Annotated in this window: 13 protein-coding genes and 1 pseudogene; all 14 read left to right on the forward strand. The window is 73.5% G+C overall.

The features are described 5' to 3' along the window. Window positions 1-652 (forward strand): cell division protein FtsQ/DivIB (locus DKT68_RS14275; protein WP_109817892.1); only part of this gene is annotated, 652 nt, incomplete at its 5' end. Window positions 653-907: 255 nt separating this feature from the next. Continuing rightward, entirely contained in the window at window positions 908-2,023 is a 1,116-nt protein-coding gene (gene ftsZ / locus DKT68_RS14280; RefSeq protein WP_109817893.1) for a cell division protein FtsZ, read from the forward strand. A 9-nt stretch (window positions 2,024-2,032) separates the two neighbouring features. Next, window positions 2,033-2,776 (forward strand): YggS family pyridoxal phosphate-dependent enzyme, encoded by a 744-nt coding sequence (locus DKT68_RS14285; protein ID WP_109817894.1) that lies wholly within the window; start codon window positions 2,033-2,035, stop codon window positions 2,774-2,776. A gap of 190 nt (window positions 2,777-2,966) precedes the next feature. After that, window positions 2,967-3,659 (forward strand): cell division protein SepF, encoded by a 693-nt coding sequence (locus DKT68_RS14290; RefSeq protein ID WP_109817895.1) that lies wholly within the window; start codon window positions 2,967-2,969, stop codon window positions 3,657-3,659. Between the two features lie 30 nt (window positions 3,660-3,689). Beyond that, complete coding sequence (locus DKT68_RS14295; protein ID WP_030334503.1) at window positions 3,690-3,995, forward strand: YggT family protein; 306 nt, start codon at window positions 3,690-3,692, stop codon at window positions 3,993-3,995. A gap of 44 nt (window positions 3,996-4,039) precedes the next feature. Then, the gene (locus DKT68_RS14300) at window positions 4,040-4,843 is read left to right on the forward strand and encodes a DivIVA domain-containing protein (protein ID WP_109817896.1); all 804 of its coding nucleotides are present in this window, start codon (window positions 4,040-4,042) and stop codon (window positions 4,841-4,843) included. 80 nt (window positions 4,844-4,923) lie between these two features. Continuing rightward, window positions 4,924-5,658, forward strand: coding sequence for a hypothetical protein (locus tag DKT68_RS14305; protein WP_109817897.1), 735 nt, complete (start codon window positions 4,924-4,926; stop codon window positions 5,656-5,658). A gap of 12 nt (window positions 5,659-5,670) precedes the next feature. After that, entirely contained in the window at window positions 5,671-5,976 is a 306-nt protein-coding gene (locus tag DKT68_RS14310) for a DUF167 domain-containing protein (RefSeq protein WP_109817898.1), read from the forward strand. Between the two features lie 22 nt (window positions 5,977-5,998). Continuing rightward, a complete protein-coding gene (locus DKT68_RS14315) occupies window positions 5,999-7,498 on the forward strand; it encodes a potassium/proton antiporter (RefSeq protein ID WP_109817899.1) in 1,500 nt (499 codons plus the stop codon). Window positions 7,499-7,723: 225 nt separating this feature from the next. Next, complete coding sequence (locus tag DKT68_RS14320; RefSeq protein WP_074313014.1) at window positions 7,724-8,143, forward strand: TraR/DksA family transcriptional regulator; 420 nt, start codon at window positions 7,724-7,726, stop codon at window positions 8,141-8,143. 64 nt (window positions 8,144-8,207) lie between these two features. Further along, window positions 8,208-8,822, forward strand: a complete 615-nt coding sequence (gene lspA / locus DKT68_RS14325) for a signal peptidase II (RefSeq protein ID WP_109817900.1) — start codon at window positions 8,208-8,210, stop codon at window positions 8,820-8,822. Further along, on the forward strand, window positions 8,819-9,763 hold the full coding sequence (locus DKT68_RS14330) for an RluA family pseudouridine synthase (RefSeq protein WP_109817901.1): 945 nt from the start codon (window positions 8,819-8,821) through the stop codon (window positions 9,761-9,763). Before lspA ends, DKT68_RS14330 begins: the two co-directional genes overlap by 4 nt. Window positions 9,764-9,805: 42 nt before the next feature. Next, window positions 9,806-10,834 (forward strand): hypothetical protein, encoded by a 1,029-nt coding sequence (locus DKT68_RS14335; RefSeq protein WP_109817902.1) that lies wholly within the window; start codon window positions 9,806-9,808, stop codon window positions 10,832-10,834. Between the two features lie 74 nt (window positions 10,835-10,908). Next, window positions 10,909-11,564 (forward strand): annotated as a pseudogene (locus DKT68_RS14340) (ATPase); the annotation flags it as partial.

The raw sequence follows: 11,564 nt of genomic DNA on the forward strand, positions 1-11,564 counted from the left end.
GCCGTGGGCGGTGGCGGCCGGTGTGCTCGCGCTGGCCGGGCTGATCGCCTGGACGGTGCTGGGCACCGGGTTGTTCGGGGTTCGCGAGGTGCGGGTGGAGGGTGCCGGCCTGGTCACCCCGGTGCAGGTGCGCGACGCGGTCGAGGTTGCCGACGGTGTGCCGCTGGCCCGGGTGGACCTGGCCGCCGCCGCCCGCCGTGTCGGCGCGCTGGCGCCGGTGGAGCGGGCCACGGTGTCCCGGGACTGGCCCGGCACGCTGGTGGTCCGGGTGACCGAGCGGACCCCGGCGGCGGCGGTGCCGCAGGGGGAGGCGTTCGCCCTGATCGACCGGAGCGGGGTGGCGTTCCGGACGGTCGCCCAGCGCCCCGCCGGGCTGCTGTTGGTGAAGGTGGCCCGGCCGGCCGGCGACGACCCGGGCACCCGGGCGGGGCTGGAGGTTCTGGCCGCGCTGACCCCGCGGCTGCGCGACGAGCTGGTGGACGTGAACGTGGAGGGGTTGGCCCGGATCAGCCTGCGGTTGCGCGGGGACCGGACGGTGGTCTGGGGGGACGCGACCCGGGGTACGGACAAGGCCCGGGTGGCGACCGCGCTGCTCGACGAGGACGCCGACCGGATCGACGTGAGCGCGCCCGATGTGGTGACCTTCCGCTGACCGAAGGGCGTGCCGCGAGGTGCGGGAGGGTGACTCGTCACGCTCCGGGCGGCGACACGCCGGTCGGGTCCTTGGCTCATCGCACGGCGGCGCTTACGTTGCCCCGAAGAGGATCAGTGGTTGACATAACTGTAAGCCTCTAGTAGAGGGTGAGGGTTCAACTCTGATCCTCGCTGGTGACAGCTGTCGTCGGTCGCTGGTCTGGCCACGCCGTACCCGGTCGGCCGAAGCCAATCTCGAAGGGAAGGACCGGAGATGACACCTCCGCACAACTACCTGGCGGTCATCAAGGTCGTCGGCATCGGGGGCGGCGGCGTCAACGCCGTCAACCGGATGATCGAGGTTGGGCTCAAGGGCGTCGAGTTCATCGCGATCAACACCGATGCGCAGGCGCTGCTGATGAGTGACGCCGACGTCAAGCTCGACGTCGGTCGGGAGCTGACCCGTGGGCTGGGGGCCGGCGCCAACCCGGACGTCGGCAAGAACGCGGCCGAGGACCACCGCGACGAGATCGAGGAGGTGCTCAAGGGCGCCGACATGGTCTTCGTGACCTGCGGTGAGGGCGGCGGCACCGGCACCGGTGGCGCGCCCGTGGTGGCGAACATCGCCCGCAAGCTCGGCGCGCTGACCATCGGCGTGGTGACCCGGCCGTTCTCCTTCGAGGGCAAGCGCCGCCAGGTCCAGGCCGAGTCCGGAATAGACGAACTGCGCAACCAGTGCGACACCCTGATCGTGATCCCGAACGACCGGCTGCTCGCGCTGGGCGACCGCGGCATCAGCATGATGGACGCGTTCCGCACCGCCGACCAGGTGCTGCTCTCCGGTGTGCAGGGCATCACCGACCTGATCACCACCCCGGGTCTGATCAACCTGGACTTCGCCGACGTCAAGAGCGTGATGAGCGGCGCCGGCAGCGCGCTGATGGGCATCGGCAGCGCCCGCGGTGAGAACCGCGCGGTCGAGGCGGCCGAGGCGGCGATCTCCAGCCCGCTTCTGGAGCAGAGCATGGACGGCGCGCGGGGCGTTCTGCTCTCCATCGCCGGTGGTTCCGACCTGGGCCTGTTCGAGATCAACGACGCGGCTCAGCTCGTCACCGACGCGGCCCACCCGGACGCCAACATCATCTTCGGCGCGGTCATCGACGACGCGCTCGGCGACGAGGTGCGGGTGACGGTCATCGCGGCGGGCTTCGACGGGGGTGCCCCGGCGTACAAGGCCGCCGAGCCGACCCGCAAGACCAACACCAACCAGCCGGCGGCGCAGAGCGCCCCGGTGCCGCCGCCGGCCACCATGCCGGCACCGGCCCAGTCGCCGCGCCGGGTGCTCTTCGACGACGTGGACGTGCCCGACTTTCTCAAGAACGGGTCCTGAGCACCGCCGATGACCGACAGCTCAGCAACGGTACGACCGGACCGGCGCGCCGAACTCGCGGCCGGCCTGGCCCAGGTCCGGGCCCGGATCGCGGACGCCTGCGCGGACGCCGGCCGGGACCGCGCCGAGGTCACGATGATCGCGGTGACCAAGACCTACCCGTCCAGCGACGTGGTGGCGCTGGCCGCGCTCGGAGTGTCCGACGTGGGGGAGAACCGTGACCAGGAGGCGGCCGGCAAGGCCGCGGAGGTGGCCGCGGCCGGGGTGAGCCCGCGCTGGCACTTCATCGGCCAGTTGCAGCGCAACAAGGCGCGCTCGGTGGTCCGGTACGCCGACGTGGTGCACTCCGTCGACAGTGTCCGGCTGGCCCGGGCGCTGGCCACCGCTGCGGCCGACCGGGAGCGGCCACTGGCCGCCCTGGCGCAGGTGAGCATCGACGGGGCCCCGGGCCGGGGTGGCGCGTTGCCGGATTCGGCCGACGCGGACTCGGGTCTGGAGCCGGTGGCCGCTGCGGTGGCCGAGGCGTCGACACTGCGGCTGGCCGGCCTGATGGCGGTGGCGCCGCTCGGTTGGGCGCCCGAGCGGGCCTTCGCCCGGCTGGCCGAGGTGGCGGAGGCGTTCCGCGCGGTCCACCCGGGAGCGACCGCCTTGTCCGCCGGAATGAGCGGCGATCTGGAAATCGCGATCCGATACGGCGCGACACATGTCCGCGTGGGTAGCGCGTTGCTCGGAATGCGCTCCACGCTGCGGTAGCCTGACCGCGAGAGAAGCAAATTACATCAGTGTTGTTTCAGGGACGGCGTCTCCTAGTCGGGGGTCGTGGCGCGCGACGCGAATCGCGCGCCAGGGGATTGCCGTTCCGGTCCGATGGGCATGGTTGTCCACTCGCGACGGGCGACATGGCACGGGGGCGCGTGCCGCACGGCGGACGGAAGGGCGCGGGATGGGTGCACTGCGCAAGGCGGGGGTCTGGCTCGGTCTGGTCGAAGAGGACGACGAGCGGGCCTACGACGACGGTGGTTACGACAAGGGTGGCTACCGCGACTCGCGGTACCGGCAGAGCCGGTACTCCGAGGAGTTCGCCGACGAGGACGACGACGACACCGAGGAGCCGCCGGCTCCCCGGTCGCGGGCCAGCGAGCGCGGCCGGCTCTCCGAGCGGTCGAACGGGCGGGCCGGCGAGTCCGACCGGGGCGACAACGAGCGTTCGGAGCGGGCCGAGCGGGCCAGCGTCCGGTCCATCACGCGGTCCTCGGCCGGCGAGACCTCCGGCGCGCTGACCTACCACACGCGGGACAACCTCGCCCTCGCGCCGCAGGTCACGCCGCGTGAGCGGGCCATGCCCGAGGAGGAGCAGCGCTACCAGATCACCACGCTGCACCCGACGACCTACCGGGAGGCGCGCACCATCGGTGAGCACTTCCGCGACGGCGTTCCGGTGATCATCAACCTCACCGAGATGGACGAGGCCGATGCCCGCCGTCTGGTTGACTTCGCCGCCGGTCTGGCGTTCGGGCTGCGCGGTACGATCGAGCGCGTGACCAATCGGGTGTTCCTGCTCTCACCGGCCAATGTCCAGGTCACCGCGGAGGACAAGGCCAAGATCGCTGAGGGCGGCTTTTTCAGTCTGAGTTGATCCCGCCCGACCCGAGGGACGTCGCTGACCGTGTTGTCGATCTTACTGCAAGTGCTGTACCTGATCCTTTATGTCTTCCTGCTCCTTCTTCTGTCACGGTTCGTGCTGAGCGCCGTCCTCCAGTACGGCCGCCGGTGGCAGCCGGGGCGTGGAGCATCGGCCGGACTGGAATCCGTGTGGAGCGTCACTGATCCCCCTCTCAACGCGTTGAGGCGTGTGATCCCTCCGCTGCGAATTGGTACCGTGAGCATCGACCTGGCCTCCCTTGTGCTCCTGGTTATCCTGTTCGTGCTGATGGAGTTCGTGTTAGGGCCGTCGATCAGGGCATCTGCCTGATGACCGACGCGCTTTCGCGGCCGCAACTGACCCGAGGAGTTTCGATGCCGCTGACCCCGGCCGACGTACACAACGTCGCCTTCAAAAAGCCGCCGATCGGCAAGCGGGGGTATGACGAGGAGGAGGTCGACGCCTTCCTGGACGAGGTCGAGCGCGAACTCGCCCGTCTCATCGAGGAGAACAACGAGCTGCGCGCCCAGGTGGAGCGCGGCGGCCGTGGCGGCGCCCCCGCCGGCCCCGGCGGCGACGCCCGACTGGCGGCGGAGCTCAACGACGTGAAGGCCCAGCTGGACCGGGTGCAGCGCGACAAGGCGGCAGCCGAGCAGGCCGCCCGCGCCATGCAGTCCGAGCTGGAGCAGGTCCGCGCGACCGGCGGCCCGGGTGCGGTCACCGGCGACGGCGAGCAGCAGGCCCTGCGGGTGCTGATGATGGCCCAGCGGACCGCCGACGACCACGTGTCCGACGCGCGCCGCGAGGCCGACCAGCTCCTGTCCGAGGCCCGCGGCAAGGCCGAGGAGGTGACCCGCGAGGCTCGCGCGAAGGCCGACGCCCTGGAGCGGGACGCCCGCCAGCGGCACCAGGAGGCCATGGGCGGCCTGGACGCCAAGCGCACGGCGCTGCAGAAGCACATCGAGGAGCTCAAGCAGTTCGAGCGCGAGTACCGCACCCGGCTCAAGGCGTACCTGGAGAGCCAGCTGCGTGACCTCGACGGTCGCGGCCAGGGCCTCGAAGCCGAGATGACGCGGTCCGAGGCGAGCCGGGTAGCCGGTGGCAACGGGCTGGCGGCAGCCGGTCTCGCCGGTTCGTACGGCGGCGGGCGCTCCGGCGCCCTCGAAGCCGGACGCTGAGCACCGGCCGGCGATCGCTGTCCGCAGATGGTGACGGTCGCCGGCCCCGTCTGGACGGCACGACGCGGCGGGGGTGAGCCGTGATAGTCGCGAGTCTCCTGCTCATCCTCGTCGCGGTGGTGCTACTGGTGCTCGGTCTGGCCGGTGGCTCCAGCATCATGTTGGTCATCTCCATTGCGGCCAGTCTGCTGGCCGCCGTCGCGTTGGTGGTGGGCGCCCGCCAGGCAGCCGCCAACCGCGCGACGGCGGACCCCGGCCGACCCGGCTGGCGGAGCCCCGGAGCGTCCCGCACGGCCAACCAGGCCGGACCGGGTGTCGCGTACGGGCCGCCGCTGGTCGAGCCGGACGTCCCGGTCCAGCACGTGCCCACGACGGTCGGTACCGGCGGCGCCGGGTGGCGGCAACCACCCGACCCGCCGGTCGACCACGGCTCGCCCTTCGACCCTCCGGCCGATCAGGCCTCGCCCTTCGCGGGGTCGGCTGATGTCGCGTCGCCCGATGCCCCGTCCGCCAGTGCGGTGTCGCCCTTCGCGGCGCCGGGCGACGAGGCGTCGGGCGTCGGCGCGTCCGCCGGTGCGACGGACGAGCCGGCCGAGCAGCCGGTCACCCCCGCCGAGGCGGCCCGGGTGGCCCGGTTGCCCGACCCCGTCGAGGTGGTCGACGGCCGGCCCCGCTACCACCTCGCCACCTGCCCGCACCTCGCCGGGCAGGCGTCCGAGACGCTGCCGGTCGTCGAGGCCGTCGAGCTCGGCTTCACCCCGTGCGCGCACTGCGCGCCGGCCACCGCCCTGCTCGCCGACGCCCGGCCGATCTGAAAACGGCACCCGGTGCCCGCGCAGGACACGCTCACCGTGGCGGTACGCGTGAAGCCCGGCGCCTCCCGGGACCGGGTCGGTGGCCGGTTCGACGGTCCGCACGGCCCCGCCCTGGTGATCGCGGTCCATGCCCCCGCGGTGGACGGTCGGGCCACCGAGGCCGCCCGCCGTGCCCTGGCCACCGCGTTGGGCGTCCGGCCGGCGGCGGTGTCGCTGCGTACCGGCGCGGCCAGCCGGGACAAGCTCTTCCTCGTCGACCGGCCCGGCCCGGCGCTGTCCGACGTCCTGCGCCGGCTGCGCGACGGATCCGCAGGGTGAGGAACGCCCGAGTCAGGCAACCGTGACGCCGGGGCTGGATATCGCGCTGCTGCTCGGCGCGGCGGTGCTGCTGGTGGCGGTCGGCGCCGTCCGGCTCTCCACCCGGCTCGGGGTGCCCAGCCTGCTCGTCTACCTGGCGCTGGGCGTGGCGATCGGCGAGTCCGGGCTGGGCATCCGCTTCGACGACGTCGAGCTGACCCGGACCCTCGGCTTCTGCGCCCTGATCGTGATCATCGCGGAGGGCGGTCTGACCGCCCGGTGGAGCACGTTGCGGCCGGTGCTCGGCCTGGCCGCCGCGCTCTCGACCGTCGGCGTGGTGGTCAGTATCGTGCTGGTCGGCGTCGCCCTGCACCTGCTGCTCGGGCTGGACTGGCGGCTGGCCCTGCTGTACGGGGCGGTGCTCTCCTCCACCGACGCGGCCGCGGTCTTCGCCACCCTGCGCCGGCTGCGCCTGCCACCCCGGCTGGTGGCCACGCTGGAGGCCGAGTCGGGCATGAACGACGCCCCGGTGGTGCTGCTGGTGGTGCTGCTGTCCCATCAGGGCTGGTCGCACCCGTGGTGGTACGAGGCCGGCCTGGTCGCCTACGAGCTGGCTGTCGGGGCCGCGGTGGGTGTCGGGGCCGGTGTCGCCGGCACCTGGGCGCTGCGCCGGGCGGCGCTGCCCTCGGCCGGGCTGTATCCCATCGCGGCGGTGGGGATCACCGTGCTGGCGTACGCGGCGGGCGCGGTGCTGCACGCCTCGGGGTTCCTCGCCGTCTACGTGGCCGGGGTGCTGCTGGGCAACGCCCGGCTGCCGCACCGGCAGGCGATCCTCGGCTTCGCCGACGGCCTGGCCTGGCTCGCCCAGATCGGCCTGTTCGTGCTGCTCGGTCTGCTGGCCTCGCCGGGCCGGCTGGACGCGGCGGTGCTGCCGGCCGTGGTCGCCGGGCTGGCGCTGGTGCTGCTGGCCCGGCCGCTGTCGGTGGTCGTGTCGGCGCTGCCGTTCCGGGTGAACCTGCGCGAGCAGGTGTTCCTGTCGTGGGCCGGGTTGCGCGGGGCGGTGCCGATCGTGCTGGCCACCATTCCGCTCTCCGAGCGGGTGCCCGGGGCGGAGCGCCTGTTCGACGCGGTCTTCGTGCTGGTCGTGATCTTCACGCTGGTGCAGACCGGAACGCTCGGGCCGCTCTCCCGCCGGCTGAGGATCACCGCGCCGGCGGAGGCCACCGAGATCCACGTCGAGACGGCTCCGCTGGAGCGGATGCGGGCCGACCTGCTCCAGTTGGAGGTGCCACCGGGTTCGCGGCTCGCCGGCGTGCACGTCGACGAGCTGCGGCTGCCGCTGGGCGCCTCGGTCACCCTGGTGCTGCGCGACGGGGTGGGGTTCGTGCCCGGTCCGGACACCCGACTGAAGACCGGCGACAGCCTGTTGATCGTGGCCACGGGTGGCGTGCGTGACGCCACCGAGCGGCGGTTGCGGGCGGTCAGCCGGCGGGGTCGGCTGGCCCGGTGGTTTGGTGAGTACGGGGATGAGGCCGACCGGTGATCTGCTAGCGTTCCTTTTGCCCCAGTTAGGCAGGGCTCGGGGCTGTTAAGCGGTGCGACGGTGCGGCACGTTGTCGGACGCCTGTACGTTCCGTATTCTTGCCAACCTCCGGAGTGCGCGGCCATCGTCGCTGCGCGCCCCTTTTCGTACATAGGGGACGCCCTGGTTGGCGCCCCCTGACCAGGCGCCGCGAACCACGCGGTGCCGCGGCCGAGGGAGCGACCCATGGCGAAGCCAGCCGACACCAGGACCGCCGGCCGCAAGCCGGTGGCGAAGGCCACCCGCAGCGCGGCGGAGACCGAGAAGATCCGGGCGGCGCTGGCGGCGCGGCGGGACGAGCTTCGCGCCGAGTACGATCAGACGCTGAGTGAGATCACCGAGCTGCAGCGCGATCGGCTGACCGACTCGGCCGGGGACGACCAGGCCGACACCGGCACCAAGACGCTCGAGCGGGAGCAGGAGATTTCCCTCGCCAACAGCATCCTGGAACGGATCACGCAGGTCGAGCGCGCCCTGGAGCGCCTCGACGAGGGTGGTTACGGCTGGTGCGAGCGGTGCGGCAACCCGATTCCGGTCGAGCGCCTCGCCGCCTTCCCGTCGGCGACCCTGTGCGTGACGTGCAAGCAGCTGGAGGAGCGGCGCTGAGGTCCGCTCCCCGGCGGCGATGAGACGGTGAGCGATCACCGCCGAGACTGTCGATGGGGAGCGCATGACCGCAGCACCGTCCGCCGAACCCGGCCGCACCGACCCGGGGGGCGACAAGCCTCGGCCCAGGGCCGTCGTGATCCTCGCCGGAGTCGCCCTGGTGGCCCTGCTGGCCGACCTGGCCACCAAGCACCTCGCGCTGGCGACGCTGACCGACCGTGAGCCGGTCCGGCTGCTCGGCGGGCTGGTCTACTTCAGCCTCACCCGCAACAGCGGCGCGGCGTGGAGCATCGGCTCGGACCACACCTGGGTCTTCCCGCTGATCACCATCGGGGTGGTCGGCTGGATCGTCTGGATGGCGCTGCGGCTGCGCTCGCTGCCCTGGGCGATCTCCCTCGGCCTGGTGCTCGGCGGCGCGCTGGGCAACCTCGTCGACCGGATCTTCCGGGCGCCCTCGCCCTTCCACGGGCACGTGGTCGACATGATCAGCCTCTTCGACCCGTACGGCCAGGTCTGGCCGGTGTTCAACCTGGCCGACAGCTCGCTGGTCTGCGGCGTGCTGCTGGCCGTGCTGCTGGAGCTGACCGGCCGCCAGCGTGACGGCCGGCGGGTCGGCCGCGACGGCGACCCGGCCGCCGCGACCGCGACCCAGACCGCCGACCAGCGGGAGCGGGCATGACCTCCGCGTTCGCCGCCGGCGGCGACCACCGCTCACTGCCCGTGCCGGACGGCCTCGACGGCATGCGACTGGACCAGGCCGTGTCCCGGCTGTTCGGGCTCTCCCGCACCGCCGCAGCGGCCCTGGTCGACGCCGGGGACGCGCTGGTGGACGGCGCCACCCGGCCCAACTCGCACAAGGTCAAGGCCGGCTCCTGGCTGGAGGTCACGCTGCCCGCGCCGGTCGCCCCGCCGACCGTGGTGCCGCAGGCGGTGCCCGGCCTGCGGGTCGTGTACGCCGACGACGACATCGTCGTGGTGGACAAGCCGGTGGGTGTGGCCGCCCACCCCAGCCCGGGCTGGACCGGCCCGACCGTGATCGGCGCGCTGGCCGCGATCGGGCACCGCATCTCCACCAGCGGCGCTGCCGAGCGGCAGGGCGTGGTGCACCGGCTCGACGTGGGCACCACCGGGATCATGGTGGTGGCCAAGAGCGAGCACGCGTACACCGCGCTGAAGCGGGCCTTCAAGTACCGCGAGGTGGACAAGGGCTACCACGCGGTGGTGCAGGGGCACCTCGACCCGCTGCGCGGGACCGTCGACGCGCCGATCGACCGGCACCCCACCCACGACTACCGCTGGGCGGTGGTGTCCGGTGGCAAGCCGAGCATCACCCACTACGAGACGCTCGAGGCGTTCCCGGCGGCGAGCCTGGTCGACGTCCGCTTGGAGACCGGCCGGACCCACCAGATCCGGGTGCACTTCTCCACCCTGCGGCACCCCTGTGTGGGCGACCTCACCTACGGAGCCGATCCCACCCTCTCGGCCCGGCTCGGGCTGGCCAGGCAGTGGCTGCACGCCCGCGAGTTGAGCTTCCTGCACCCCCGAACGGGGGACGAGGTCCGGTTCGTCAGCGACTACCCTGACGATCTGGACCGCGCGCTCCAGATCCTGCGTGACTGAGCGGCGACCGCCCGACACCGATCCGACGAGGGGATCCCGCCCGTGCGCGCCGGCGACCTGTTGCGGCAGTTGGACCAACGGCTGCTGCCGCCGCTGACCCGGGCCATGGCCCGGCTGGGCGAGCGGTCGGGGCGGTCCGGGGTGCTCACCTGGGCCGCGCTGCTCTCCTCGGCGGCGGTGCTGGGCACCGCGGTCTGGGCCGTCGACGACGCTCCGGTCGGTGACCGGACGGTGGGCGAGGTGACCCGGGTCGGGGTGGTCGACGGCGACTCCGTTCCCGGCTACCTGCGGTCCGCCGCGGCCGACCTGGCGGCGCTGCCCACGGCGGCGCCGGTGGCAGGGGAGGGGACATACGCCCTGGTCACGCTCGACGCGTACCTGCCGCCGCAGCGACTGGCGGCGGTGCTCGGCGACGTGCCGGTCTCGACGGTGTTCGGGCGGGTGCCGCTGCCCGGCCGGCAGACCGAGATCGTCAGGATTCCCGCGCTTCGCGTGCCGGACGACGTGGTCGCGGGGATGGCGGAGGTGGCCGTCCGCAAGGACACCGAGGCCGCGGACTACCGGGCGCGAGCCGCCGCGGTGGCCGGCGGCGGCGTGGACGAGCGAGAACTGCGCGAGTGGTACCGCAGCGGTGCGGCCGTCGCGGCCGCCGAGGCGGCGGCGTACCGCACCGGGTGCGCCTGCGTCTACGCGGCGGTGGTGCGGGCGGCGCCAGGGGTGCTGCGCGGCATGGCGGCCCGGCCGGCCGTGCGAGCGGTGGACCCGGCCCCGGAGGTGTACCGGCTGGACCGCGCGGTCTTCACGCCGCCACTGCCCGAGCAGCGCGACGTGGTCCGCCCGCCGGCCGACACCGAGCCGAGCACGGCGCCGGCCACGGAAGGGCCGCGGGAGTCGACGCCGGCCACGCCGGCGCCCCCGGCGCCGGTGGGCGAATCGTCGGAACCCGCACCGGTCGTGACGATTCCGTCACCCGAGCCGTCGGCCACCGAGCCGACCGAGGTGGTCCCGCCGAGCGTCACCACCTCGCCGGACGCCTCCGACGCCGGGCCCCCGACGCCCTCCCCGTCGTGATCCGCGCCGGGTGGTGTGCGTGCCGTGGTGTGGTCCGAATAGGGTTTCCTTCGTAGCCTGTCAGACGGAGATCGATGGCGCTGGGAGGACGGGCCGTGGAGGGCAGTGAGACCGGCTGGGGCCGGCCGGCCGAACCAGCGCCGAGGTGGCGGGCGTTGCTGGACCGCGCCCGGCACGGCGCCCGTGGCGCCGAGCAGGCCGAGCCCGACCGGCGGGCCGACGAGCCGCCGCCGGATTCGCTGCCGCAGCGCGCGGCACCCAACGGCTACGCCGGGCGGGCGCCGGCCATCGGGCATCCGGCCGAGCTGTCGTACGGCGCGGAGCCGGGTTACCGCGCCGAGGCGACCTACCGCGTCGACCCCGCCTACCGTGCCGAACCGGCGTACCGGCCCGAGCCGGACTACCGGGGGGAGCCGGGTTACCGGCCCGAGCCGGACTATCGGGGTGAGCCGGGTTACCGGGGTGACCCGGGCTACCGCGCCGAGCCCGGCTACCGGGCGGAGCCGGCGTACCGGGCCGAGCCGGACTACCGGGCGGAGCCGGCGTACCGGGTTGAGCCGGACTATCGGGCGGAGCCGGCGTACCGGGCCGAGCCCGAGCCCGAGCCGCCGCCCCGACGGGTCGAGCCGGTCGAGTCGCGCTACGCGCTGCTGGACAACGCCTACCGGCACGGCAGCCCGCCGGTGGAGTCCCGGTACGCGCTGCTGGAGAGCGGCTACCAGCCGGAGAC

The sequence above is a fragment of the Micromonospora acroterricola genome, assembly GCF_003172955.1.
Classification (GTDB): Bacteria; Actinomycetota; Actinomycetes; order Mycobacteriales; family Micromonosporaceae; genus Micromonospora; species Micromonospora acroterricola.

What these genes read in the sequence shown, in the direction of transcription:
- ftsZ (WP_109817893.1), top strand. Translation starts at nt 908, where the DNA reads ATGACACCTCCGCACAACTACCTGGCGGTCATCAAGGTCGTCGGCATC.
- DKT68_RS14285 (WP_109817894.1), top strand. Translation starts at nt 2,033, where the DNA reads ATGACCGACAGCTCAGCAACGGTACGACCGGACCGGCGCGCCGAACTC.
- DKT68_RS14290 (WP_109817895.1), top strand. Translation starts at nt 2,967, where the DNA reads ATGGGTGCACTGCGCAAGGCGGGGGTCTGGCTCGGTCTGGTCGAAGAG.
- DKT68_RS14300 (WP_109817896.1), top strand. Translation starts at nt 4,040, where the DNA reads ATGCCGCTGACCCCGGCCGACGTACACAACGTCGCCTTCAAAAAGCCG.
- DKT68_RS14320 (WP_074313014.1), top strand. Translation starts at nt 7,724, where the DNA reads ATGGCGAAGCCAGCCGACACCAGGACCGCCGGCCGCAAGCCGGTGGCG.
- lspA (WP_109817900.1), top strand. Translation starts at nt 8,208, where the DNA reads ATGACCGCAGCACCGTCCGCCGAACCCGGCCGCACCGACCCGGGGGGC.
- DKT68_RS14330 (WP_109817901.1), top strand. Translation starts at nt 8,819, where the DNA reads ATGACCTCCGCGTTCGCCGCCGGCGGCGACCACCGCTCACTGCCCGTG.